The sequence below is a fragment of the Frigoribacterium sp. Leaf172 genome, assembly GCF_001424285.1.
Taxonomy (GTDB): domain Bacteria; phylum Actinomycetota; class Actinomycetes; order Actinomycetales; family Microbacteriaceae; genus Frigoribacterium.
In genome coordinates this window covers 966,054-990,675 of record NZ_LMPB01000002.1, presented here as the reverse complement: position 1 = coordinate 990,675, position 24,622 = coordinate 966,054, and the positions used below count along the sequence as shown (strand labels likewise).

Below are 24,622 nucleotides of genomic sequence, written 5' to 3'. Positions count from 1 at the left end.
AATGGCCCCGCCCGAAGGCGGGGCCATTCTCTGGTGTCGGGGTAGCGGGATTCGAACCCACGACCTCCTCGTCCCGAACGAGGCGCGCTACCAAGCTGCGCCACACCCCGATGTGGCCGGCTGCGATGCTCTGCTGCCGGTGCAACCTGATCATGTTAGCAAACGAATGGGGTCGTCCGTGACCGGCTCGACCGGCTCGGCGGGGTCTCAGGCGGTGAGCGTGAGCACGACGGCCTCGGGGCGGCAGTCGAACCGGACGGGCGCGTAGATGGAGGTGCCGAGACCGGCGGAGATCTCGAGGTGCGCCGTCCTGCGGGCATGACTCCAGGTGCTGAGGCCGCTGACCTTGCTGCGGGGGATGTCGCAGTTGGTCACCAGGGCGCCGTAGCCCGGCACGCGGACCTGCCCGCCGTGCGTGTGCCCGCCGAACACGACGTCGGCGCCGTTCGTCACGAACGAGTTCAGGACCCGCTGGTACGGCGCGTGGGTGAGAGCGATGCTGATGGGGTCGGGGCCACCGCGGTCGTCCTGCCAGCCGACGTTCTCGCGGAGGTCGTCGAGGGCACCGGGGAGGCGGTCGAGGCGGTCCCAGCCGCGGTGCGCGTCGTTCACCCCGAACAGCTCGAGTCGCGAGCCGCGGATCTCGATGGCCCGTGCGGTGTTGTTGAGGTCGAGCCAGCCGAGACCGGCGAAGAACGACTCCATGCGGCCGATGTCGAGAGCGGTCGGCGTCCGGTGCGCCTTGCTCGGGCCGCCGAAGTACGCCAACGGGTTCTTCGGCGTCGGGCCGTAGTAGTCGTTCGAGCCGTGGACGAACACGCCGGCCGTGTCGCGGAACGGCTCGAGGGTGTACTCCAGCGCATCATGAGCATCGACATGCCCCATGTTGTCGCCCGTGTTGACGACGAGATCGGGCTCGTAGACCGAGAGCCCGCGGATCCATTCCTGCTTCTCGGTCTGCCAGGGAGCCAGATGCAGATCGCTCAGGTGGAGGATCGTCAGGCTGCGCGAGCCCGACTCGAGGATCGGCAGCACCTCGTGCCGCACCGTGAAGCGGTTGCGTTCGACGAGCGAACCCCAGGCGAATGCGCCCAGGCCGACGGCCGCGCCCACCATCGCGGTCGCGGCCGTCGTCCTTCCGGCGCTCAGTGGGCTCACGTGCAGTCGCCCGGGTCGCGACCCTCGGCGTTGCCGTAGAGCTGGATCGCGATGGAGGCGCCCTTGTCGACGGAGGCCCCTCCGCCCGGCTCCATGAGCGACACCTCGCACTGATTGTCTTCGGTGCCCACGGTGTAGCCGGCCAGCACGATCTTCGACCGGTCGAAGCCCGCGGCGCCGATGGCCTCGACGGCGTCGTCGTAGTTCGCTCCGACGACGTTCGGCACGGCCGCGGCGTTCGTGCCGACGCTCGTGTAGACCGTGACGGCCGTACCCGACGACACCTGCGTGCCGGCGGCGGGCGACGTGGCGGACACCGTCCCGATGGGGGCGGTCGACTCCTGCTGACCGCCGTCGACGTAGCTCAGTCCGATGCCGCGGAGCGTGGCGGCCGCCTGCTCGGCGGTCTGTCCGCTCAGGTCGGGGAGGGCCTGGGCGGCGCTGCCGCGGACGACGCTGGGATCGGCCGTGGGGAACGCGCCTCCGCCGTAGACGGTGTTGTTGACCGTCTGCACGTCGCGGAAGAAGCCGGCGCGAGCGGTGGCGTAGGTCGTGCCGGTGGCGGGCGAGTAGGCCGTCCGCAGGCTGACCTTGCCCTTGACGTTGCCCATCCAGACCGCGGTCGCCAGCTTGCTGGTCGACCCGACCAGCCAGATCTGGTCCTTCTCGGTCGTGGTGCCGGTCTTGCCGATCTCGGGCAGCCCGTCGGCGGGCAGGGCGCCGACACCGGTGCCGCCGCCCGACCAGAGCTGGGACATGCCCTGGATGGTGGCTGCGGCGATGGCCGGGTCGAGCGCCTGGTTGCACTCCTGCGGCTGTCCGCCGATCTCCTTGCCGTCGGCGTCCACGATCTGGTCGACGATGATCGGCTTGCAGTACTTGCCGCCGGCCGCGATGCCGGCGTAGGCGGCGGCCATCGTCAGCGGGGCGATCTCGTTCGTCCCGAGGAACGACGACGTGTTGGTGAGCAGCTCGGCCCCGTCGGCACGGTGGACTCCGAGCGAGCTGGCGACATCGCGGATGTCCGCCAGGTCGAGCTTCTGCGCCATGGCCGCGTACGCCGTGTTGATCGACAAGGCCGTCGCACGCTGAGCCGTGACGTATCCGGGGTTCCCGCCGTCGTCGTTCTTGGGTGCGAACCCTCGGGGGAACTGCCCGTCGACGGTGCTGTACTGCTGCCCGTCGACCGTCATCGGGGTGAAGGCCCTCGGCGTGCCGTTGACGACCTCGGAGAGCCCGTGCCCGTTCTGCAGCCAGTTGATCAGCGTGAAGGGCTTGTACGTCGACCCGGTCTGGAACCCGCTCGAACCGCCGTAGGGCTTGTCGGTGCTGTAGTTGATGGCCGTGACGTTCGGGTCGGTGACCTCGGGGTCCTCGTTCAGGCTGCGGTTCTGCGCCATGACGACCACGCGGCCCGTGCCGGCCTCGACCGAGTTCACGGCGCTGCCCAGGTTGAGGGCCGGCTCGGTCGGCGGTGCGTAGCGGTCGATCTGGGTGCGCGCGTTGGCGGTCAGATCGAGGTTGATCGTCGTGTAGACCTTGTAGCCGCCGGTGCGCCAGTTCGCGTCGCGCTCGGCGGCGTCCTTCCCGAGCGACGGGATGTCCTTGATGCTCTTCTTGACGTAGTCGCAGAACTGCTGGGCTCCGGGCGAGGTGACGGCCACGCAGCCCTGGGTCGGCTGCGTCAGCTTGACGTAGGTCTCGGGGGCGTCGTCGATCGAGGCGTCGTAGGCCTTCTGATCGAGGTAGCCCTCGCCGAGCATGCTCGCGAGGATGACATCGCGGCGGTCGACGTTGGCCTTGTAGTTGTCGGGGGTCGCGAGGTTCCGCTTCTCGGGGTACTGCACCATCGCGATGAGGCTGGCCGCCTCGACGGCCGTCAGGCCTGAGGCGGGCTTGTTGAAGTAGTGCTGCGCAGCCGCCTGGACGCCGTACGCCTGATCGCCGAAGTACGCGATGTTCAGGTAGGCGAGCAGGATGTCGTCCTTGCTGTACTTCTTCTCGAGGCCGATGGCGAACTTCATCTCCTGGAGCTTTCGCTCGATGCTGACCTCCTTGGCCTCCTGGATGGCCTTGGTCTGCGCGTCGCCCGTGAGCTCCTGCGCCTCGGCGAGACGGATGTTCCGCACGAGCTGCATCGTCAGGGTCGAGCCTCCACCGCTCTCGCCCAGCCCACCGGCGAGCGATCCGACGCCGGCCCGGACGAGAGACGTCAGGTCGACGCCGCCGTGCTCGTAGAAGCGGCGGTCCTCACCGGCCACGACGGCGTTCTTGAGGTTCGGCGAGACCTCGTCCCACTTGAGGGCGACGCGGTTCTGCGCATAGAGGGTGGCGAACGGGACGTCCTTCCCGTTCTGCTTGCCGTACAGCACGTTGCGCTGCTGGAGCTTGCCGATCTCGATGTACTCGGGGATCGACTCGAACACGCCGATCGAGCTGGAGGCGGTCATTCCGGCGACGGCGATGGCGGGAGTGACGCCGATGGTGACCAGCAGACCGGCGAGGACGCTGAAGCCGACGAAGCCGAAGAGCGCGCCGACGACGGAAGTCGGCTTCGATTTTGGGGCAGACATAAGATCAGGGTAAGTGATGACCCGGAAATCCAAGCTGAACGGAACCACAAATGGTCCTTTGGGAGTACATGACCACGCCGCTCATGGTGCACAACAGCACCGCGATCCTGAACAACTGGGGGAGTGACGGCTGGGAGCTCGTGCAGGTGACGCAAGGACCCGAGGGCGGCCCGGTCGCCTGGTTCAAGCGACCGAAGCAGGCGGACTGATGTCCGTCGTCGGCGACCGGCTCGCCGAGCTCGGCCTCGAACTGCCGGGCGTCGCGACCCCGGCCGGCGCCTACGTGCCCGCCGTCCGCACGGGGTCGTACGTCTACACGGCGGGTCAGCTGCCCTTCGTCGACGGCGTCCTGCCGGCGACCGGCAAGGTGGGCGACGGCCCGGGGCTGGTCGACCCCGCCGCCGCCAAGGAGCACGCGGCCACGAGCGCCCTCAACGCCCTGGCCGCCGCCGCCTCGGTGCTCGACTCGCTCGACGACGTCGTCCGCGTCGTTAAGGTGACCGGCTTCGTCGCCTCCGATCCCGGCTTCAGCGGACAGCCCGGCGTGATCAACGGGGCCTCCGAGCTCATCGGCCGGGTCTTCGGCGACGCGGGCGTGCACGCCCGCAGCGCGGTCGGCGTGGCCGTGCTGCCCCTCGACTCGCCCGTCGAGGTCGAGATCGTGCTCGAGGTCCGACCCGCCTGACGCTCACCGCATCTCGGCGGTGATGACGTTCATCACCGCCGAGTCGGCGAGGGTCGTCGTGTCGCCGACCTCGCGCCCCTCGGCGACGTCGCGCAGCAGCCGGCGCATGATCTTGCCCGAGCGGGTCTTCGGCAGCTCGTCGACCAGCACGACCGTCCGCGGGCGCGCGATGGCGCCGATGCGGTCGGCGACGTGGGCGCGCAACCGGGCCACCGCCTCCTCGGGGCTCACGCTCTCCTTCTTCTTGTTCCGCAGCACGACGAACGCGACGACCGCCTGACCCGTGGTCTCGTCGGACGCCCCGACGACGGCCGACTCGGCCACGAGGGGGTTCGAGATCAGCGCGGACTCGATCTCGGCGGTCGACAGTCGGTGGCCTGAGACGTTCATGACGTCGTCGACGCGGCCCAGCAGCCAGATGTCGCCGTCGTCGTCCCGCCTCGCGCCGTCGCCCGCGAAGTAGCGGTCGCCGAATCGGCCCCAGTACGTCTCGACGTAGCGCTCGCGGTCGCCCCAGATGCCCCGCAGCATCGACGGCCACGGCTCGGTGATCACCAGCAGGCCGCTCTCGCCGGGCGCCACGGTGACGCCCTGGTCGTCGACGACATCGATCACGACGCCCGGAACCGGCGTCTGCGCCGCACCCGGCTTGGTCGTCGTGACGCCCGGCAGGGGCGAGATCATCATCGCGCCCGTCTCGGTCTGCCACCAGGTGTCGACGATCGGGGTCCGCCCCGACCCGATGACCTCCCGGTACCAGAGCCAGGCCTCGGGGTTGATCGGCTCGCCGACGGAGCCGAGGAGGCGCAGGGACGACAGATCGCGCGCCTGCGGGATCTCGCGCCCCGCCTTCATGAACCCCCGGATCGCCGTCGGCGCCGTGTAGAGGATCGTCACGCCGTACTTCTCGATCAGGTCCCACCAGCGGCCGGGCGCGGGGGAGTCCGGGGTGCCCTCGTAGAGCACCTGGGTGGCGCCGTTGGCCAGGGGGCCGTAGACGACGTAGCTGTGCCCGGTGATCCAGCCCACGTCGGCGGTGCACCAGTAGACGTCGGTCTCGGGCCGCAGGTCGAAGACGTTCCGGTGCGTGTAGGCAACCTGGGTCAGGTAGCCGCCCGAGGTGTGGAGGATGCCCTTGGGCTTCCCGGTGGTGCCGCTCGTGTAGAGGATGAACAGCGGGTGCTCGGCGTCGAACTGCTCGGCGACGTGGTCGCCTCCGACGCCCTCGAGGGCCTCGTGCCACCAGAGGTCGCGCCCGGCGACCCAGTCGATCTCGTTCTCGCCCCGGCGCACGACGAGCACGTTCGCGACCGTCGACGGGCCGTCGAGGGCCAGCGCGGCGTCCACGACGGGCTTGAGGGGCGAGACGGCGCCCTTCCGCCAGCCGCCGTCGGCCGTGATCACGAGCGTCGCCTCGGCGTCGTCGATGCGAGCGCGGAGGCTCTCGGCGCTGAAGCCCCCGAACACGACGGAGTGGACCGCGCCCAGCCGGACGATCGCGAGCATGGCGACCACGGCCTCGGGGATCTGCGGCAGGTAGACGACCACCCGGTCGCCCGGCCCGACTCCGAGCGACGACAGGAGGTTCGCCGCGCGCTTCACGTCGGCGGTCAGCTCGGCGTACGTGATCGAACGGGAGTCACCCGGCTCGCCCTCCCAGAGGAGGGCGACGCGCTCGCCGTGACCGGCGTCGACGTGGCGGTCGAGGCAGTTGTAGGCGACGTTCAGCGTGCCGTCGGCGAACCATCTCGCGAACGGCGGGTCGGACCAGTCGAGGGTCTCGGTGGGTCGTCGTCCCCAGGTCACGGACTCGTCCGCCTGCTCGGCCCAGAACGCGAGGCGGTCCGCGCGGGCGCGTGCTGCGAGCTCGGTCGTGGCGACCGCCTCGGCGGCGAAGACCGGGTCGGGCGCGAAGACCCGCCCCTCGGGCTGGGGCGTCGGCTGTCCGTCGGCCATGGCGTTCCTTTCGCGTCATTGCGGGAGGCGCGGGGTCAGCCGCGTAGGAGCCGACACTACCCCCGAGGGCCGGTGCGTCGGGGTCTGTCCGCTATCGGTGATCCGTCCCGTCGGTCGTGGCGCGCGGCGGTCATCCTGGGGTACAGTTGACGTAGTCGGATTCAGTTCCGACTCGCAATGCGCTGATTCCCCCCAATCGCGTGTTGCGGTGGCGGCGCCGGTTCCCCCCAATCGGCGCCGCCCCTCTTTCTTTAACCCGTCGGTCACCCTCGACGGGTGAGCGAGACCACCCCTCCACAGATCGATGCCGAGGCGGCCTCTCCCCAGTCACCAGACCGAACCGTCTGCTCGGACGCGGCCGGCTCTAGCGTCCGAGCATGTCCCTTCCGTCGGTCGCTCCCGCCCTCCCCGTCCTCCCGTCCGCCTCCGGCTCGTCCGCCTCCGGTCACCCGGGGCTCACCCGGGAGTCGGGCTCGGGCCGGTTCGTCCCCGCGCTCGTGACGGGTCCGATCATCGACCGGGGTACAGAGCGGCAGAACGGGGGACACCGATACCCTGACCGTTCGCGCGGCGCACCCTTCGGGCCCCTCCGTGACCTGATCGACGAGCCCGGGGTCACCGACGTTTTCGTCAACGGGGGACGAGGCACCTGGGTCGACCGCGGCTCCGGCCTGCGACCGGACGGCCTCGTGCATCTCTCGGACGAGGCGGCGAGGGCGTTGGCGACACGACTCGTCGCCGCGGGCGGCCGTCACGTCGACGAGGCGAGCCCGTGCGTGGACGTGCGTCTCGACGAGGGGATCCGCGTCCACGTCGTCCTTCCGCCCGTCTCGACCGTGGGGACCCTGCTCTCCATCCGCCTCCCGCGACGCGCACCCCTCTCTCTCGACGCGTTGTCCGCGCAGGGGTTCTTCGCCGCGGTCGACGAGACCGAGGTGAGGGAGTGCGTGGCGCGACGGGCGAACGTCCTCATCACCGGGGCGGGAGGCGCGGGCAAGACGACGTTCCTGGCGGGCCTGCTCTCGGAGGCCGATCCCTCCGATCGCATCGTGACCATCGAGGACGTCGCCGAGCTGCGGGTCGATCATCCCCACGTCGTGGCGCTCGAGGCCAGACAGCCCAATCTCGAGGGCGTCGGAGGCGTCGATCTCGCTCGGCTCCTCCGCGAGGCCCTCCGGATGCGCCCCGATCGGCTCGTCGTGGGCGAATGCCGGGGCGTCGAGGTGCGTGACCTCCTCTCGGCGCTCAACACCGGACACGACGGCGGCGCGGGCACCCTCCATGCGAACGGCCTCGCCGACGTCCCCGCGCGGCTCGAGGCCCTCGGCGCGGTCGCCGGGTTGAGCCCCGACGCCCTGGCCCGCCAGGCCGTCAGCGCCTTCGACGCGGTGTTCCACCTCGAGCGGACGCCCGAGGGCCGCCGCCTCGCTCAGGTGGGGCGGCTCGTGCTCGACGGACGCGGCGCCCTCGTCGCTCGACCGGGGCTCGGCCGACGTGGCGGCTGAGCGGGTCTGGCGTCCCGTCGCCGTCACCCCGGCGTCGACGGTCGTCGGGCGTCCCGTCGCCGTCACCCCGGCGTCGACGGTCGTCGGGCGTCCCGTCGCCGTCACCCCGGCGTCGACGGTCGTCGAGCGGATCGCCGTGCTGCTCTCCGCCGGCGTCGTCCCGGCGTCGGCGTGGCGCCATGTGGCGGAGTCGGAGCCGCCAGGACCCGTGCGGACGGTGACGACCGCCGTCGCCGACGAGGCGGTCACGGGCACCGCGATCTCCGATGCCCTGGGGGCCGCCCTCGACGGCGAGGTCTTCGCCGGCTCGCGCGACCGGCTGCGGCATCAGCTCGACTGGCAGCAGGTGGCATCCGCCTGGTACGTCGCGGAGCGCAGCGGAGCGCCGCTGGCCGACTGTCTGCGGACCTTCGTGGTGGGGCTCCGGGCGGCGGAGGCGGCGCGGCGCGAGGTCGACGTGGCCCTGAGCGGCCCTCGATCGACCGGCCGCATCGTGCTCGCCCTCCCTCCGGTCGGACTCCTCTTCTCGCTGGGCATGGGCTTCGACACGGCGGGCGTCCTCTTCGCGACGCCGATCGGGTGGTCGTGCCTCGGGCTCGGCGGAGCACTCGTCGGCGTGGCCCGAGCCTGGAACGCGAAGCTGGTGGCGCGGGCGACCCCCCGGGGGCCGGTGCCCGGACTCCGTCTGGAGCTCCTCGCCGTCGCCGTGTCGGGTGGCGCGTCATGGGAGAAGGGCCTCGGCCTGGTCCGAGGGGCGTTCGCGAGATTCCCGGCGGCGATCGCCCGCGAGGCCGTGCCGGGCGCTCCGACGCGTGCGGCTGCGGGTGCGGTGCCGACGACTGCCCCGGACCCCGAGCAGGACTGCCTCGACGTCCTCGACCTCTCGCGCCGGGCCGGCGCCCCGGCGGTCGAGCTGCTCCGTGCCACAGCTCGCGAACGCCGCCTCGAGTCCGCTGCGGCGTCTCAGGCGGCGGCCGCGCGTCTGGGGTCGACGCTCATGCTCCCGCTCGGTCTCTGCGTGCTGCCGGCCTTCCTCGTCGTCGCCGTCGTGCCGCTCGTGGTGTCGCTCGTCTCCTCCACAACGGCCACCTGGTGACCGACGTCCCCACCCGGGAACGCCCCGTCGACCGACCCGGTCCCTCGTCTCCGAGACTCGATCCAGGCCACAGACGGTGGCCCCCAGAACAGTAAGGAACACCGTGACAACGCGATTCGTCTCCGAACGGCCCGATCCGACCCCCTCCTTCCCCTCGCAGACCAGCCCGTCCACCCCCGGCGCCCTCCGGCGACTGCTCGCGGCCGACGACGGGGCGGCGACCGCCGAGTACGCCATCGTCATCATGGCGGCCGTCGGGTTCGCCGGACTCCTGGTCGTCATCATGCGGTCGGACGAGGTCAGGGGGACCCTCTCCGATCTGGTCCGATCCGCGCTCACGGTGGGTTGACGTGTGCGGCCCAGCACCGTGCGTCCTCGTCTCGCAGCCGACGACGGCAGCGTCGTCGCCGAGTTCGCCCTCGTGGTGCCGGCCCTCCTGTCCGTCCTCGGGCTCGCCGTGATGGTCGCCGGCGCCGGTGTGCAGACCATCCGACTGGCCGACGCAGCCGCCGTCGTCGCCCGGCAGACCGCGCGAGGCGCAGCCGACTCGGTGCCGGGCACGCTCGCCGCTCTGGCTCCGGGTGCGGTGATGGTCACGTCGGTCGAGGGCGATCTGATCTGCGTGCGGCTCACGCGTTCCGTGGATCTGGGGCCGGTCGAGGCGGTGCAGCTGTCCGGGCGGAGCTGCGCCCCCACGGCGGGCGGATGACCCGCTCGGAGCTCGAGCGTCACAGTCTCCGCGACGACTCCGGGTCCGCATCCGTGGTCGCCGTCGGAACGCTGGTCGCCGTCGTCTCCCTCGTCGTCGCCACGTCGATCGCGTCGGGCGCCCTCGTGGAGCGCAGCAGGGCGGCCGGCGCTGCCGACGCGTCCGCCCTGGCCGGCGCCGACGTCGCCGCCGGGCTGACAGCGGGCGCCGTCTGCGATGTCGCGGGTCGTGTTGCCGCGGCGAACGGGACGACCCTCCTCTCATGTCGGACCGACGGCCCCGTCGTGACCGTCCAAGTGTCGAGCGCCTTCGGCCCCGTCTCCGTGACGGCGTCCGCGACGGCGGGACCACCACCGGACGCGGCGCCTCGACCCTCGACCACGCCGTGAGCAAGTCGCGAGTGCGGTGTGTGTATGGTGTGCCTGTCGGCAGCCAGCCCGTCGCACCCGGCCCGGAGGGACATCGTCCCCCGGCCCCGCCGATCTCTCTCGATCGGCCGTACACGTTCCACAATCCAAGGAGTCCCGTGCCAGGCACGAAGAAACTGGTCATCGTCGAGTCGCCCGCGAAGGCCAAGACGATCGCCCAGTACCTCGGCAGCGGATACGAGGTCCTCGCATCCGTCGGCCACATCCGCGACCTCATCGAGCCGAAGAACCTCCCGCCCGAGATGAAGAAGGGCTCGCTCGGCAAGTTCTCCGTCGACGTCGAGAACGGCTTCGAGCCCTACTACGTCGTCTCCGACGCCAAGAAGAAGACCGTCGCCGATCTCAAGCGCGCGCTGAAGACCGCGGACGAGCTGTACCTCGCCACTGATGAGGACCGCGAGGGCGAGGCCATCGCGTGGCACCTGCTCCAGGAGCTGAAGCCCAAGGTCCCCGTCAAGCGGATGGTGTTCCACGAGATCACCAAAGACGCGATCCAAAAGGCGCAGGAGAACACCCGCGAGCTCGACACCGCGCTGGTCGACGCGCAGGAGACGCGTCGGATCCTCGACCGCCTCTACGGGTTCGAGGTCTCTCCGGTCCTCTGGCGCAAGGTCGGGCCGGGTCTGTCGGCGGGCCGTGTCCAGTCGGCCGCCACCCGCCTGGTCGTCGATCGCGAGCGCGAGCGTCTCGCGTTCGTGTCGGCCACCTACTGGGATCTCACGGCGACGTTCGAGCCCTCGAGCGGGTCGGTCGCATTCTCGTCGAAGCTCGTCCGGGTCAACGGCTCGCGGGTCGCGAGCGGTCGCGACTTCGACGACCGCGGTCAGCTGAAGAGCGAGTCGGTCTCACTCGACGAGACGACGGCGCAGGCTCTCACCCGCGCCCTGGAGTCCGACGGCGTCGCGATCGAGGTCACCTCGGTCGAGTCGAAGCCCTACACGCGCCGTCCCGCGGCGCCGTTCACGACATCGACGCTCCAGCAGGAGGCGGCGCGCAAGCTCCGGTTCTCGGCTCGTCAGACCATGAGCGTCGCCCAGTCGCTCTACGAGAACGGCCACATCACCTACATGCGGACCGACTCGCCGTCGCTCTCGCAGCAGGCCATCGACGCGGCGCGCAACCAGGCGTCGAAGCTGTACGGTGCCGAGACCGTCCCGGCCAAGCCCCGGCTCTACACCGGCAAGAGCAAGAACGCTCAGGAGGCGCACGAGGCGATCCGGCCGTCGGGCGACACCTTCCGGACCCCGTCCGAGATGTCGAGCTCGCTCCGCGGCAACGACTGGAAGCTCTACGACCTCATCTGGAAGCGCACCGTCGCGTCGCAGATGGCCGACGCGAAGGGCTCGACGGCCTCGGTCGTCGTCGCCGCGACGACACCGGGTGCCGTCGAGGGCATCGCGTCCCGAGCCGCCGAGGGCACGCTCGCCGAGTTCACCGCCTCGGGAACGGTCATCACGTTCCGCGGCTTCCTCAACGCCTACGAAGAGGGGCGCGACGAGGACCGCCACGGCTCGGCGGAGCCCGCCGACGCCAAGCTCCCCCCGCTGACCGTCGGTCAGTCGCTCTCCCTCGACGAGATCGAGGCCAAGGGGCACGACACGAGCGCTCCGCCGCGCTACACGGAGGCCAGCCTCGTCAAGACCCTCGAAGAGCTCGGGATCGGGCGTCCGTCGACCTACGCCGCCATCATGTCGACCATCGTCGACCGCGGCTACGTGACCCCGCGGGGCACCGCGCTGGTGCCGAACTGGATCGCGTTCTCGGTGGTTCGCCTGCTCGAGGAGTACTTCGGCGACCTCGTGCAGTACGACTTCACCGCCAGCATGGAAGACGACCTCGACCTCATCGCCGGGGGAGACGCCGACCGGGTCGACTGGCTCAATGGCTTCTACTTCGGAAACGAGCAGCACCGGGGCCTCCGCAAGGTGATCGACAACCTCGGGGACATCGACGCTCGGGACATCAACTCGATCCCGCTGGGCGAGGGGCTGACGCTCCGCATCGGACGCTACGGCCCCTATCTCGAGGCACCCGGCGCAGACCCCGAGACCCCTCGACGCGTCAACGTCCCGGAGGACCTCGCCCCCGACGAGCTCACCGCCGCGAAGGCTCGAGAGCTGATCGATGCGCCGGTCGTCGGCGACCGCGTGCTCGGCGTCAACCCCGAGACCGGCAAGGAGGTCGTCGCGAAGGACGGCCGCTTCGGTCCGTACGTGACCGAGCGCACCCCCGAGGAGGTCGAGGCCGACCCGAGCACGGGCGAGGTCGTCGAGGCGACCCCCGCCGTCGCCGAGCCCGCTGCGGCGAAGCCGAAGAGGGCTCCCGCGAAGAAGGCCGCGCCGAAGGAGCGCACGTCGTCGCTCTTCAAGAGCATGCACGTCGACACGGTGGATCTCGAGACCGCCCTGCGTCTGCTCGACCTCCCGCGCGTCGTCGGGGTCGACCCCGAGAGCGGCGAGGAGATCCAGGCCCAGAACGGCCGCTACGGTCCGTACCTCAAGAAAGGAGCCGACACCCGGTCGCTCACCAGCGAGGATCAGATCTTCGACATCGATCTGGCTGGCGCCATCGAGCTCTACGCCCAGCCGAAGTACGGCGCGAAGCGCGCCAGCAGCGCGCTCAAGGAGTTCGAGGCCGACCCGGTCAGCGGCAAGCCCATCAAGGTGAAGGACGGCCGATTCGGTCCGTACGTGACCGACGGCGAGACGAACGCCACGATCCCCCGTGGCGAGACCGTCGAGGAGGTGGACTTCGATCGGGCCGTGCAGCTGATCGCCGACAAGCGCGCCAAGGGGCCGGCCAAGAAGCCCGCCGCGAAGAAGCCGGCCGCTAAGAAGCCGGCGGCGAAGAAGCCCGCCGCGAAGAAGCCGGCCGCCGCGAAGACGACCGCTTCCAAGACGACGACCGCCGCCAAGACGACGACCGCTGCCAAGAAGCCGGCGGCCAAGAAGCCGGCTGCCGCGAAGACGACCGCCGCCGAGAAGCCGGCCGCCGAGAAGCCGTCCGAGTAGTGGCGGGGCTCTTCATCACGCTCGAGGGTGGCGACGGTTCGGGCAAGACGACCCAGGCCGGCCTGCTCGAGGCCTGGCTCGTCGAAAGCGGTCGCTCGGTGGTCCGCACGCGAGAGCCGGGTGGCACGGATCTCGGCGTCGAGTTGCGTGAGATCGTCCTGCACCGACGAGGTCACATCGCGCCCCGGGCCGAGGCGCTGCTCTACGCCGCCGATCGGGCCCACCACGTCGACACTCTCGTCCGGCCGGCCCTCGATCGGGGCGACGTCGTGCTCCAGGACCGGTACATCGACTCGTCCGTCGCGTACCAGGGTGCCGGCCGCGTGCTCGGAGGCGACGAGATCCGGACCCTGTCCGACTGGGCGACCGGCGGTCTCGCGCCCGATCTCACCGTGCTGCTCGACCTCGACGAGCTCGAGGGCCGGCGCCGGCTGGACGGCGCGCGCACCGACTACGACCGCCTCGAGTCCGAGAAGGCCGAGTTCCATGCGCGGGTGCGGGCCGCGTACCTCGCGATCGCCGAGTCGGAGCCCGACCGCTTCGTCGTCATCGACGCCACCCGGCCCCAGTCCGAGATCGCCGAGGTCATCCGCCGACGCGTCTCCGGTCTGCTGGCGTGACCGTCACGGCAGGGTCGTTCTGGGACGGCCTGACGGGGCAGACCGAGGCGATCGAGACCCTGCGCGCCGCCGCCTCGACGCAACCCGGCAACTCGTCGATGACGCACTCGTGGTTGATCACCGGCCCTCCGGGGTCGGGGCGATCGAATCTCGCGTACGCGTTCGCCGCCGCGCTGCTGGCCCGGGGCGACGACGACGCGGCTGCGACCATCCGCCAGGTCGGAGCTCGATCGCACCCCGATCTGGCCGTCCTCAGCACCGAGCGCATCATCATCACGATCGACGAGGTCCGGTCGCTGGTCGCCGCGTCGCAGTTCTCGCCCTCGGTCGGCCGCTACCGCGTGGTCGTCATCGAAGACGCCGACCGGATGACCGAGCGCACGTCGAACCTGCTGCTCAAGGCGCTGGAGGAGCCGCCGCCCCGCACGGTCTGGATCCTCTGCGCGCCGAGCGAGGCCGACCTGATCCCCACGATCCGGTCGCGCGTCCGCGGAGTGCGGCTGCGCGTCCCCTCGGTGGCCGACGTCGCCGCCCTCATCGAGCGTCGGGACGGTGTCGATCACGACACCGCCCTCGTCGCTGCGCGCGAGGCCCAGAGCCACATCGGCATGGCGCACCGTCTCGCCACCAACCCCGAGGCCCGGGACCGCCGTCGACGCACACTCGAGACCGCTCTCGCCATCCGCTCCGTCTCGGACGCCGTGCAGGCCGCCGCCACGCTCCTCGCCGTGGCGGGCGACGACGCCAAGGCGATCACGACGGAGCGGGACGCCGACGAGCGCGCCAGTGCGCTCCGGTCGCTCGGGGTAGAGGCCGGCGGCACCGTCCCGCCGGCCCTCCGCAGCCAGCTGCGCGCGCTCGACGACGACCAGAAGCGCCGGGCCACCCGCAGTCTCCGGGACGGCATCGACCGCATCATGGTCGACCTGCTCTCGCTCTACCGCGACGTCCTGCTGCTGCATCTCGGGGTCGCCGACGAGCCGATCAATCAGAGCATGCGAGGCCGCCTCGACGACGCGACCCGCGCCTCCTCGCCGGCCAGCACCCTCGCGGTGATGGATGCCATCGCCGTCGCCCGCCGGCGCATCGAGTCGAACGTCTCGCCGGTGCTCGCGCTCGAGGCCATGCTCGTCGCCATCAGCAGACACGCGGTCAGGTGAGGCAAGATGGCCTGATGAGCGACCTCCCCGCCGCCCCCGGTCTCCGCGAACGGAAGCGCCTGGCCACGCGGCGGGCGATCCAGGTCGCCGTGCTCGACCTCATCGGCGAGCACGGCCTCGAGGCCGTCACGGTCGACATGATCAGCCGCCGAGCCGACGTCTCCCCGCGCACGTTCTTCAACTACTTCACGTCCAAAGAAGAGGCCGTCGTCGGCGACCCGCCTCAGCTGTCCGAGGGTGCCGAGCTCACGGCCTTCATCGACGACCACGACGGATCGCTCCTTGACGGCCTGGTGCATCTGCTCGATCACGCGGCCACCACGGCCACGACGGATCGCGGGCTCGTGCAGCGTCGGCGGGCGGTGCTCCGCGCGTACCCCGAGCTGTTCGCCCGGCGCATGGCGTCGGTGCGGGTGTTCGAGGAGCGCGTGACCGCCGTCGTCGCGCAGCGCCTCGCGTCCGACGACCGCTTAGCGTCGACCATCGAGGGTTCCGACGGCCTCGACGGCGCCGAGTCGATCGCCAGCCGCGCGAACCTGGTGGCGCTGGTCGTCATCGCCACGCTGCGTCACGCCTGGGCCGAGTGGATCGAGGACGACGACGTCGAGCACCTCGGCGACTACCGGTTCAGCCTGCGAGCCCGGATGGACGACAGCTTCGCCGACCTCCGACGCCTCGTGTCACGGGAACTCTGAGAATCCGGTACAGTATCTATTCGTGCCGAGAGGCACGGGTTCCCGGTCTCGACCGGTATCCGCCGCTTTAGCTCAGTCGGTAGAGCGTCTCACTCGTAATGAGAAGGTCTGGGGTTCGATTCCCCAAAGCGGCTCCGACAGAAAGCCCCGATCCCGATGGATCGGGGCTTTCGCCGTCCGGTGGGCGACCCGCGGACATCGAGCGCCGAGCAGACCCGGTCGTCCCGCCGCCCCGGCCCCGCCTGGTAGACAGGGGGCATGACGATTCGATGGGGAATACTCGGCGCGGGCGGCATCGCCCACGACTTCACCTCCGACGTGCTGGGGGCGGGGCTGCCGGTCTCGGCGGTCGGCTCGCGTGACGCGGCCAAGGCGCAGGAGTTCGCCGACCGCTTCGGCATCGCGCACGCGCACGGCGGCTACGACGACCTGGTCGCCGACCCGACCGTCGACGCGGTGTACGTCGCCACCCCGCATGTGTTCCACGCGGAGCAGGCGCTGCTGGCGATCGCCGCGGGCAAGCACGTCCTCGTCGAGAAGTCGTTCACCATCACGGCCGCCGAGGCGCAGTCCGTCGTCGACGCGGCAGCGGCCGCGGGCGTCGTCGTCATGGAGGCCATGTGGACGCGCTACCTGCCGCAGAGCGCGCGTCTGCGGGCGATCGTGCGCTCCGGGACCATCGGCGAGGTGCGCCTCCTGACGGCGCTGCATCTCCAGTCGCTTCCGACCGACCCGCGCCACCGCCTCAACGACCCCGCGCTCGGCGGGGGAGCGCTGCTCGACCTCGGCGTCTACCCGGTCTCGTTCGCGCACGACATCCTCGGAGCCCCGAGCGACATCCGCACCGTGGGCGTGCTCAGCGACCAGGGCGTCGACGCCCGGCACTCGGTCTCGCTCGGCTACGAGAGCGGCGCGTCGGCTCAGCTGTACTCGGCCCTCGACTCGTCGGGTCACAACGTCGCGGTGATCCACGGGACGGCGGGTCGCATCGAGGTCGACGCGACCTGGTACACGCCCGTCGGCTTCACGGTCTACGACAGCGACGACGCCGTCATCGAGCGGTACGACTCCGACGAGGGGTCGCTGCGCGGGCTCCATCACCAGGCGATCGAGCTCGACCGGGTCGTCGCGGCGGGGGAGCGCGAGAGCCCTCTGCTGCCGACGTCGGGCATCATCGACGTCATGCGCACCATGGACGAGATGCGCCGGCAGCTCGGCGTCCGCTACCCCGGCGAGTAGGAGGCGCGGCGCGCGTTTCGTAGACTGCCTCGGATGGACGAGCAGTCGGGTGTCAGGCGAGAGCGTCGGCGGAGGCGAGGCGCGCGATCGACCGTCGCGCGCCTCCTCCATGACCACCCCCGAGGAGCTCGGGCCACGGCGGCCGTCACGGTGCTCGTGCTGCTCGGCGGCGGGGCCTTCGCCGCGGGCGCCGTGACCGGCCCGTCGGCGCCGTCGACCGGGGTCGCCGCGACGGCGTCGGTCTCGCCGACGCCTCCGACCCCGAGCCGTTCGGCGACGCCGATCTCGTCCCCGACGCCGACGCCCGCCCCGACCGAGACGCCGACGACAGCCGCGCCGACGGCGACGCCCGTCCGGACGTGCTCGGTCGCGGCGGCCGCCGCCGATCCCCGTCTCGCCCGGTTCGAGGGCGCCGTCCTCGACGCCGCGTCCGGTGACGTGCTGTTCGACCGCGACGGCTCCACGCCCGCTCGCACCGGCAGCGTCCTCAAGACCCTCACGAGCGCGGTCGCGCTGTCGGTGCTCGGGCCGGACCACCGGCTGTCGACCCGGGTCACGGGCGATGCCGGCGGCGGCGCGATCGCCCTCGTCGGCGGCGGCGACGCGACCCTCAGCGCTGCGGCCGGGCCGAGCGTCTACGCCGGCGCCCCGAAGCTGAGCGACCTCGCCGCGCAGGTGAGGAGCGGGTTGGGCGACGCGTCCGTCACGCGCATCACCCTCGACGCGACCTACTGGGATCAGGCGGACGAGTGGGACCCGTCGTGGAAGCGGACCGAGCAGACCATCGGCTACCACTCCGAGGTGACGGCGCTCATGGTCGACGGCGACCGGGCCGACCCGACCGCTCAGACGAGCCCGCGCAGCACCGACCCGGTCGCGCGGGCGGGGGAGGCGTTCCGGGCGGCTCTCGTCGACGCCGGTGTCGTCGGGGCGGAGACGGCCGTCATGGCGCAGGGGACGGCGACCGGCACGGTCGTCCTCGGCGAGGTCCGCTCGCAGCCCGTCTCGACCCTGATCTCGCAGCTGCTGCCGACGTCCGACAACACCCTCGCCGAGATGCTCGCCCGGGTCTCGTCCCGGGTGTCCGGCGCCGACGGCTCGTCGGCCTCGTTGACCCCGCTCTACCGGTCCGTGCTCGCGTCGGCGTACGGGCTCGACACGTCGTCGACGACCATCGTCGACGGATCGGGGCTCAGCGAGAACGACGCGGTGCCGGCGACGGTCGTCGCGGATCTGATGGTCGCCGTCGCCGACCGACGCGGCGGACTCGGCGTCGTCTACGACGCCCTGCCGATCTCGGGGCGGACCGGCACGCTCGCCGCCCGCTTCACCGGTGAGAACGCGGTCGCCGCCGGGGCCGTGCACGCGAAGACCGGCTGGATCGACACGGCCTACACGCTGGCCGGCAGCATCGACGCGGCCGACGGCACCCGTCTCGCCTTCGCGTTCTACGCCATCGGCGACGTCCGCGACGACGCCCGCGCCGCGCTCGACACGCTGACCGCCGCGGTGTATCGCTGCGGCGGCGATCTGTCAGGAGAATGAGGTCATGGTCAGAGCACTCCTCGTCATCGACGTCCAGAACGACTTCACCGAAGGAGGCGCGCTCGGCGTCGCCGGCGGCGCCCGGGTGGCCGAGGGGGTCGCCGAGCTCCTCGCCCACCGACGCGACGCGTACGACCTCGTGCTCGCCAGCCGCGACTGGCACGAGGCGGACTCCGACAACGGCGGCCACTTCTCGCCCGTCCCCGACTTCGTCGACTCGTGGCCGGTCCACTGCGTGCAGGGGACGGCGGGCGCCGAGTACCACCCGGCCCTCGACGCGTCGACGATCGACGTGCATCTCACGAAGGGGACGGGCAGCCCCTCGTACTCCGCCTTCGAGGGCGTGACCGACGACGGCGGGGCCGTGGCCGACGTGCTCCGCGGGCGTCGGGTCGACGCCGTCGACGTCGTCGGGCTCGCGACCGACCACTGCGTGCGGGCCTCGGTGCTCGACGCTCTCGCCGCGGGGTTCGCCGTGCGCGTCGTCACGGATCTCGTCGCAGGCGTCGCCCCGGTCTCGAGCGAGGCCGCGCTCGCGGAGATGACCGGGGCGGGCGCCGTCCTCATCGACCGGGCCGGGCTCGACGCCGAGCGCGACGTCGACGTCGACGCCGACGCCGGGTCCACCGTCGACCCGGGAGCCGACGCGTGACCGGCGAGCCGATCCGCGTCGGAATCGTCGGCTTCGGCCTCGCGGGTCGCGTGTTCCACGGCGCTCTGCTCGCCGACGACCCCGAGTACCGGGTCGAGGCCGTGGTCACGCGCGACGACGATCGGGCCGCCGATGCGAGGCGCCGCCACCCCGGTGCCGCCGTCGTGCCGAGCAGCGCCGACCTCGCGAGCATGGGGCTCGACCTCGTCGTCGTCGCCACCCCCAACGCCACGCACGCGGACGTCGCGGTCGAGGCGCTCCGCGCGGGATCCGCCGTCGTCGTCGACAAGCCGGTCGCCACGACCGCCCGCGAGGCCCGTGAGCTGATCGCCGAGGCCGAGAGCGCCGACCGACTGCTGACCGTCTATCAGAACCGCCGCTACGACGGCGACTACCTGACCGCCTCGCGCCTGGTCGCCGACGGCTCGCTCGGCGAGGTCCACACCTTCGAGTCGCGCTTCGAACCCTGGAAGACCGCCAACCGGGCGGGCTGGAAGTCCTCGGCCACCGCCTCCGACGGCGGCGGCATCCTCTTCGACCTCGGTCCGCACCTCGTCGACCAGGCCCTCCGGCTGTTCGGCCCGGTCGACGACGTCCGGGCCGAGATCGCCACGCGTCGCCCCTCGGCGGTGGCCGACGACGACGTCATGGTGTCCCTGCGTCACGCGGGCGGCGTCCGGTCGCGTCTCTGGATGAGTCACGTCGCCGCGCAGCCCGGCCCGCGCCTCCGCGTCCTCGGCTCAGAGGGGGCCTACGTCGTCTCGGGCCTCGACCCGCAGGAGGTGCAGCTCGCGTCGGGTCTCTCGCCCTCCGATCCGGAGTACGGTCTCGTGGGCGCCGACGGGCACGGCACCGTGGGCGTCGGCGACGATCGGCGGGTCGTGCCCACCGAGCGAGGACGCTACCCCCTGTTCTACCGCCGTCTCGCCGCCGCCATGCGCGGCGAAGCCGAGGTGCCGGTCGATCCGCGCGACGCGCTCGCAGCCCTCGAGGTCATCGAGGAGGCGCGGCGCACGGCACGCTGACCGTCCGCGTCGAGCAGGTCGTCCCGTCGCTCACAGCCGGGTCGCCCAGTCCACCCGGTCGATCACGGCGGGCGCATCGACGTCGGCCAGTCGCGCCGGCGTCCACCGGGGGCGGCGGTCCTTGTCGACGACCCGGGCGCGGATGCCCTCGACGAGATCCGCGGAGTCGGCCAGGGCGCTGACGAGTCCGAGCTCCTGACCGAGCACGGCCTCGAGGTCGGGGAGGCGGCGGGCGCGACGCAGCGCCTCGAGGGTCAGGACCACCGAGGTGGGCGACGCGGCCTCGATGTCGTCCGCCGCGCCTCCGGCGTCCTGGACGCCCCCGGCCGCCGCTGCGCGGAGCCGACGGACGATCGCGACGGCGTCGTCGCCCTCGTACGCGGCGTCGATCCACGAGGCCGCCTCGGCGAGGGGAGCGGGGGGCGGCGGGGTGGCCAGAGCCCGGACCGCCTCGAGGCCGCCGCGTCCGAGGGTGGGGACGATCTCGTCGAGCCGATCGGACGGCACGAGGACGTCGGCGAAGCCGGTCAGGATCGCGTCGGCTCCGGTCATGGCGCGGCCGGTCAGCGCCAGGTGGGTGCCCAGCTCGCCCGGGGTGCGCGCGAGGAGGTGGCTGCCGCCGGCGTCGGGGGTCAGCCCGATCAGCGTCTCGGGCATCCCCACGGCGCTGCGCTCGGTGACCACCCGCAGCGAGACGTGCCCGCCGAGCCCGACGCCCGCGCCCATGGCGACCCCGTCGAGCAGCGACACGATGGGTTTCGCGAATCGTGACAGCCGCAGCACCCCGAGGTACTCCCGCCGCCACATGGCGATGCTGCGGGCGGGGTCGGTCGTGCCGTTGCGGTGGATCTGCGTGATGTCGCCGCCCGCGCAGAAGCCCCGCGGACCCGCGCCGCGGATGACCACGGCCCCGACGGCGGGATCGTGTTCGAACGCCGTCAACGCCAGGTCGATCAGCTCGAGCATCCGCTCGGACACGGCGTTGATCGTCCCGGGTCGATCGAGGGTCAGGACCCCGACACCCCCGATCGTCTCAGTCGCGATCGGGAGGTCGTCGGCGTCGTCGCTCATGGGGTCACGGTAGCGCGCACCCGCGTCGGACGTCAGACGAGCAGCTGGTGCTTCGCCAGGTCGCGGTAGAGCGGCGTGCTGACGACCAGCTCGGAGTGGGTTCCGACGCCGACGACCCGTCCGCTGTCGACGACGACGATCTGGTCGCTGTCGACGACCGTCGACAGGCGGTGGGCGATCACGATGAGCGTGCGGTCCTGAGCGACGGCGTCGATGGCCCCGCGGAGGCGCTGCTCGTTCACCCCGTCGAGACTGGATGTCGACTCGTCGAGCAGCAGGATGGGCGGCGCCGAGAGCAGCGTGCGGGCGATGGCCAGACGCTGGCGCTCGCCGCCCGAGAGCATGACGCCGTCCTCGCCGACCTGAGCGTCGAGACCCTCGTCCCCGCGTTCGAGCACGGCCGTGAGGTTCACGGCCTCGAGCACGCGGCGGCAGTCGTCGTCGGTGGCCTCGGGGGAGCCGAGGGTGAGGTTGTCGCGGATCGTGCCGGCGAGAACCGGGGCGTCCTGTTCGACGTAGCCGATGCGCGAGCGCAGGTCGACGCGGTCGAGGCTGCGCACGTCGACGCCGTCGACCCGGACGGTCCCGGAGGTCGGGTCGTAGAAGCGCTCGATCAGGGCGAGCATGGTGCTCTTCCCGGCTCCCGAGGGTCCGACCAGGGCCGTCCGGCGCCCGGCGGGCGCGGAGAAGCTGATGCCGCGCAGGACGGTGAGATCGTCGTCGGCCGGGGCTCCGTCGCCCGACCCGTCGTCGGCGGCGGGCGCGGCATCGGGCGAGGCGGGGTAGCGGAAGTGGACGTCGTCGAAGGTCACGGCGTCGGCCGTGCCGGCGGGGCCGCCCGCAGGGATCCCGGCGGCCGTGCGGACGTCGTCGTGGTCCTCCGACGGCAGGTCGAGGATCTCCTGGATCCGACCGAGCGCCCCGAGCGCCTGGTTGACGCTCAGCACGGCGCCCAGCGCCTGCCCGAGCGGCATGATCATCAGGAACAGGAACAGCACGAACGAGACCAGGGACGCGATGGTGATGTCGCCGCTGGCGACGCGGAAGCCGCCCACCCCGAGCACGACCAGGAACGACGCCTGCAGAGCGATCGACGAGATCGGCACGACGAGGGCCGAGATCCGGGCGACCTGGAGTCCGCGCTGATAGGCCCCCACCGCGTCGAGCTCGACCGCCGCGATCTCGCGCTCCGTGGCACCGGAGGCGCGGATCGTGCGCACCGAGCTGATGGCCCGCTCGACGGCGGCCGTGAGATCGCCCACCTTCTCCTGCGCCTGTCGGCTCGCGACCCGGATGCGTCCCGAGAGCAGCACCACGACGACCACCGAGACGGCGACGACGAGGACCGTCAACCCCAGCAGGACCGGATCGATCAGGAACATGCCGACCAGCGCGCCGATGAAGGTGAGGCTGCCCCCGATGGCCTCGACGAGACCCTGGGTCAGCACGGCCCGCAGCAGCGTCGTGTCCGAGCCGACCCGCGACACGAGATCGCCCGTCCGGCGCGTGTCGAACTCGCTGATGGGGAGGCGGAGCATCCGGCCCACGAGGCGTCGACGGCTCGAGAGGACGACCCCCTCGCCGGTCCGCTGCAGCAGATAGTGCTGGAACCCGCTCAGCAGGCCGGCGGCCACCACGAGCGCGACGAGCGCCCAGACCAGACGGCCGAGGGGATCGCCCTGCTCGACGACGGCGATGACCCGCTGGACGAGCAGCGGCTGACCGAGCGACGCGGCGGCGCCCAGCACGCTGAGCACGATGATCACCGCCATGACCCGCCGGTGCTCGAACAGGTACGGCAGCAGCTGACGGAACGTGGCACGGGGCCCCTCGGGAGGGCGACGGCCACCGAGTCGGCGACGCGGTCTCGGGGCGTCGACCCGCGCCTCCTCGGCGGGTGTCGTGGGGGTGCGCGCGCTCGTGTCGGAGCTCATGATGCCTCTCGTGCCTGGCGACCGCGCCGGGCGCGGCGGTGCTCGCGGCGATCGACGGACCGCCGACTACGACCGTACTTCGTCGGCGCGCACCCCACCTGTCAGTCGACCGCCTCGTAGTCCACGTCGCGGGTCTCGCGGCTCAGCACCAGGGCGATCAGGGTGAGCAGCGCCATCGACGACAGGTACAGGCCCACCAGCCAGGTGCTGCCGCCCGCGGCGGTCCACAGAGCCACGGCGATGAACGGCGCGACGGCGGCACCGAGGATGCTGGCGACGTTGTAGCTGATCGCCGATCCCGTGTACCGCACGCTGGTCGGGAACAGCTCGGGCAGCACGGCGCCCATCGGGCCGAAGGTGAGCCCCATCAGCACGAACCCGATGATCAGCAGCGCCTGAGCGCCCAGGACGCCGCCCGCGAAGAGCGGGGCGAAGAGGAACCCGAAGACGAGGATGCCGGCCGTCACGCAGATCAGGGTCGTGCGGCGGCCGTACTTCTCGGCCAGAGGTCCGGAGACGAGGGTGAAGATGCCGAAGAAGACCACGCCGAGGATGAGCATCCACAGGAACTGCGTGCGCGGGATCCCGAGACCGGCCGGGTCGCCCGCCGCGTCGGCCGTGCCGAACGTCAGCGTGAAGGTCGTCATGAGGTAGAAGAGCGTGTACGTCGCCAGCATGATGAACGTGCCGAGGATGAGCGGGCGCCAGCTCGTCGTGAACACACGCGCGAGCGGCAGCTTCGCGACGGAGCCCGAGTCGACGACCTTCTGGAACGCGGGCGTCTCGATGAGCTTGAAGCGCACGTAGAGCCCGATGATCACCAACAGCGCGCTCGCGAGGAACGGCAGACGCCAGCCCCACGACATGAACTGCTCTTCCGTGAGGGTGGTGTTGAGCAGCACGAAGAGCAGGTTCGCGATGATGAAGCCGATCGGGGCCCCGAGCTGCGGGAACGTGCCGTAGATGGCGCGACGGTTCTTCGGCGCGTTCTCGGTCGCCAGCAGCGCGGCGCCGCTCCACTCGCCGCCGAGGCCGAGGCCCTGGCAGAAGCGCAGCACGACGAGGCACGCGGGCCCGGCGACGGCCCAGCCGGGCGTCGTGCCGGCCGGGATGCAGCCGATCAGCACGGTCGCGATGCCCATCGTCAGCAGCGAGGCGACCAGGGTGCCCTTGCGGCCGATCCGGTCGCCGAAGTGGCCGAACACGATCGACCCCACGGGGCGCGCGATGAAGGCGACGCCGAAGACGGCGAACGAGGCCAGACGGGCGACCGCCGGGTCGTCGTTCGCGAAGAAGATCGTCGGGAACACCAGCACGGCGGCGGTGGCGTAGACGTAGAAATCGTAGAACTCGATGGACGTGCCGACGAGGCTCGCGATGATGACGCGCGAGCGCTTGTTGGCAGGAGGGGCGGGGTGCGTCGACGAGGCGACGGCGGATGACGACATGGGTACTCCGGAGCGGCGGGGGGAGGCGATGCCGGCGGCGACGGGGCGGCGCCGGGTGGGGCGCGCAGGGCTTCGTCGCGACGTGCGACGGCCGGGGATCAGCAGGGGCGCA

Annotated in this window: 21 protein-coding genes and 2 tRNA genes; 16 read left to right on the top strand and 7 right to left on the bottom strand. The window is 71.7% G+C overall.

Going from position 1 to position 24,622, the window contains the following annotated elements; genetic code table 11:
- Window positions 1–36 precede the first annotated feature (36 nt).
- The 3 genes from ASF89_RS10860 to ASF89_RS10850 all read right to left on the bottom strand — a co-directional run bounded on the left by ASF89_RS10860 (window position 37) and on the right by ASF89_RS10850 (window position 3,731).
- Window positions 37–110 (bottom strand) — tRNA-Pro (locus tag ASF89_RS10860).
- Window positions 111–207: 97 nt separating this feature from the next.
- Entirely contained in the window at window positions 208–1,149 is a 942-nt protein-coding gene (locus ASF89_RS10855) for a metallophosphoesterase (RefSeq protein WP_055798215.1), read from the bottom strand.
- 5 nt (window positions 1,150–1,154) lie between these two features.
- On the bottom strand, window positions 1,155–3,731 hold the full coding sequence (locus ASF89_RS10850; protein ID WP_055814495.1) for a transglycosylase domain-containing protein: 2,577 nt from the start codon (window positions 3,729–3,731) through the stop codon (window positions 1,155–1,157).
- A 50-nt stretch (window positions 3,732–3,781) separates the two neighbouring features.
- Between ASF89_RS10850 and ASF89_RS15960 the strand changes: the two genes are divergently transcribed.
- Window positions 3,782–3,940, top strand: coding sequence for a hypothetical protein (locus ASF89_RS15960; protein ID WP_200913435.1), 159 nt, complete (start codon window positions 3,782–3,784; stop codon window positions 3,938–3,940).
- On the top strand, window positions 3,940–4,416 hold the full coding sequence (locus ASF89_RS10845) for a RidA family protein (RefSeq protein ID WP_055795929.1): 477 nt from the start codon (window positions 3,940–3,942) through the stop codon (window positions 4,414–4,416). Before ASF89_RS15960 ends, ASF89_RS10845 begins: the two co-directional genes overlap by 1 nt.
- Before the next feature lie 3 nt (window positions 4,417–4,419).
- Here the strand turns inward: ASF89_RS10845 and acs are convergent, their stop codons facing one another.
- The gene (acs, locus tag ASF89_RS10840) at window positions 4,420–6,372 is read right to left on the bottom strand and encodes an acetate--CoA ligase (protein ID WP_055814492.1); all 1,953 of its coding nucleotides are present in this window, start codon (window positions 6,370–6,372) and stop codon (window positions 4,420–4,422) included.
- Window positions 6,373–6,749: 377 nt separating this feature from the next.
- On the opposite strand from acs, the gene ASF89_RS10835 reads away from it, so the two are divergent.
- The 14 genes from ASF89_RS10835 to ASF89_RS10770 all read left to right on the top strand — a co-directional run bounded on the left by ASF89_RS10835 (window position 6,750) and on the right by ASF89_RS10770 (window position 20,057).
- Complete coding sequence (locus ASF89_RS10835) at window positions 6,750–7,877, top strand: TadA family conjugal transfer-associated ATPase (protein ID WP_082489930.1); 1,128 nt, start codon at window positions 6,750–6,752, stop codon at window positions 7,875–7,877.
- Complete coding sequence (locus ASF89_RS10830) at window positions 7,867–8,973, top strand: type II secretion system F family protein (protein ID WP_055814489.1); 1,107 nt, start codon at window positions 7,867–7,869, stop codon at window positions 8,971–8,973. Before ASF89_RS10835 ends, ASF89_RS10830 begins: the two co-directional genes overlap by 11 nt.
- Before the next feature lie 103 nt (window positions 8,974–9,076).
- Window positions 9,077–9,322, top strand: a complete 246-nt coding sequence (locus tag ASF89_RS10825; RefSeq protein ID WP_055795940.1) for a DUF4244 domain-containing protein — start codon at window positions 9,077–9,079, stop codon at window positions 9,320–9,322.
- A 3-nt stretch (window positions 9,323–9,325) separates the two neighbouring features.
- Window positions 9,326–9,682, top strand: a complete 357-nt coding sequence (locus tag ASF89_RS10820; RefSeq protein WP_055814486.1) for a hypothetical protein — start codon at window positions 9,326–9,328, stop codon at window positions 9,680–9,682.
- A complete protein-coding gene (locus ASF89_RS10815; protein WP_055795947.1) occupies window positions 9,679–10,071 on the top strand; it encodes an Rv3654c family TadE-like protein in 393 nt (130 codons plus the stop codon). Before ASF89_RS10820 ends, ASF89_RS10815 begins: the two co-directional genes overlap by 4 nt.
- A 137-nt stretch (window positions 10,072–10,208) precedes the next feature.
- Window positions 10,209–13,121 (top strand): type I DNA topoisomerase, encoded by a 2,913-nt coding sequence (topA, locus tag ASF89_RS10810; protein ID WP_055795951.1) that lies wholly within the window; start codon window positions 10,209–10,211, stop codon window positions 13,119–13,121.
- Window positions 13,121–13,741 (top strand): dTMP kinase, encoded by a 621-nt coding sequence (gene tmk, locus ASF89_RS10805; protein ID WP_055814483.1) that lies wholly within the window; start codon window positions 13,121–13,123, stop codon window positions 13,739–13,741. Before topA ends, tmk begins: the two co-directional genes overlap by 1 nt.
- Complete coding sequence (locus ASF89_RS10800) at window positions 13,738–14,901, top strand: DNA polymerase III subunit delta' (protein WP_055814480.1); 1,164 nt, start codon at window positions 13,738–13,740, stop codon at window positions 14,899–14,901. Before tmk ends, ASF89_RS10800 begins: the two co-directional genes overlap by 4 nt.
- Before the next feature lie 14 nt (window positions 14,902–14,915).
- Window positions 14,916–15,596 (top strand): TetR/AcrR family transcriptional regulator, encoded by a 681-nt coding sequence (locus tag ASF89_RS10795; RefSeq protein ID WP_055795961.1) that lies wholly within the window; start codon window positions 14,916–14,918, stop codon window positions 15,594–15,596.
- A gap of 61 nt (window positions 15,597–15,657) precedes the next feature.
- A tRNA-Thr gene (locus ASF89_RS10790) sits at window positions 15,658–15,730 on the top strand.
- A gap of 124 nt (window positions 15,731–15,854) precedes the next feature.
- Complete coding sequence (locus tag ASF89_RS10785; RefSeq protein WP_055814477.1) at window positions 15,855–16,835, top strand: Gfo/Idh/MocA family protein; 981 nt, start codon at window positions 15,855–15,857, stop codon at window positions 16,833–16,835.
- A 33-nt stretch (window positions 16,836–16,868) separates the two neighbouring features.
- A complete protein-coding gene (gene dacB, locus ASF89_RS10780; protein WP_235484074.1) occupies window positions 16,869–18,380 on the top strand; it encodes a D-alanyl-D-alanine carboxypeptidase/D-alanyl-D-alanine-endopeptidase in 1,512 nt (503 codons plus the stop codon).
- A gap of 4 nt (window positions 18,381–18,384) precedes the next feature.
- The gene (locus ASF89_RS10775; protein WP_082489929.1) at window positions 18,385–19,032 is read left to right on the top strand and encodes an isochorismatase family protein; all 648 of its coding nucleotides are present in this window, start codon (window positions 18,385–18,387) and stop codon (window positions 19,030–19,032) included.
- Window positions 19,029–20,057 carry a Gfo/Idh/MocA family oxidoreductase gene (locus ASF89_RS10770; RefSeq protein ID WP_055814471.1) on the top strand — a complete coding sequence of 343 codons (1,029 nt, stop codon included), beginning with the start codon at window positions 19,029–19,031 and terminating at the stop codon, window positions 20,055–20,057. The genes ASF89_RS10775 and ASF89_RS10770 overlap by 4 nt, the downstream gene beginning before the upstream one ends.
- A 30-nt stretch (window positions 20,058–20,087) precedes the next feature.
- On the opposite strand, the gene ASF89_RS10765 is transcribed toward ASF89_RS10770, so the two are convergent.
- The 3 genes from ASF89_RS10765 to ASF89_RS10755 all read right to left on the bottom strand — a co-directional run bounded on the left by ASF89_RS10765 (window position 20,088) and on the right by ASF89_RS10755 (window position 24,510).
- Window positions 20,088–21,128 carry an enoyl-CoA hydratase/isomerase family protein gene (locus tag ASF89_RS10765; protein WP_055814468.1) on the bottom strand — a complete coding sequence of 347 codons (1,041 nt, stop codon included), beginning with the start codon at window positions 21,126–21,128 and terminating at the stop codon, window positions 20,088–20,090.
- 32 nt (window positions 21,129–21,160) lie between these two features.
- A complete protein-coding gene (locus tag ASF89_RS10760; protein WP_055814465.1) occupies window positions 21,161–23,062 on the bottom strand; it encodes an ABC transporter ATP-binding protein in 1,902 nt (633 codons plus the stop codon).
- 101 nt (window positions 23,063–23,163) lie between these two features.
- The gene (locus tag ASF89_RS10755; RefSeq protein ID WP_055814462.1) at window positions 23,164–24,510 is read right to left on the bottom strand and encodes an MFS transporter; all 1,347 of its coding nucleotides are present in this window, start codon (window positions 24,508–24,510) and stop codon (window positions 23,164–23,166) included.
- Window positions 24,511–24,622 lie beyond the last annotated feature (112 nt).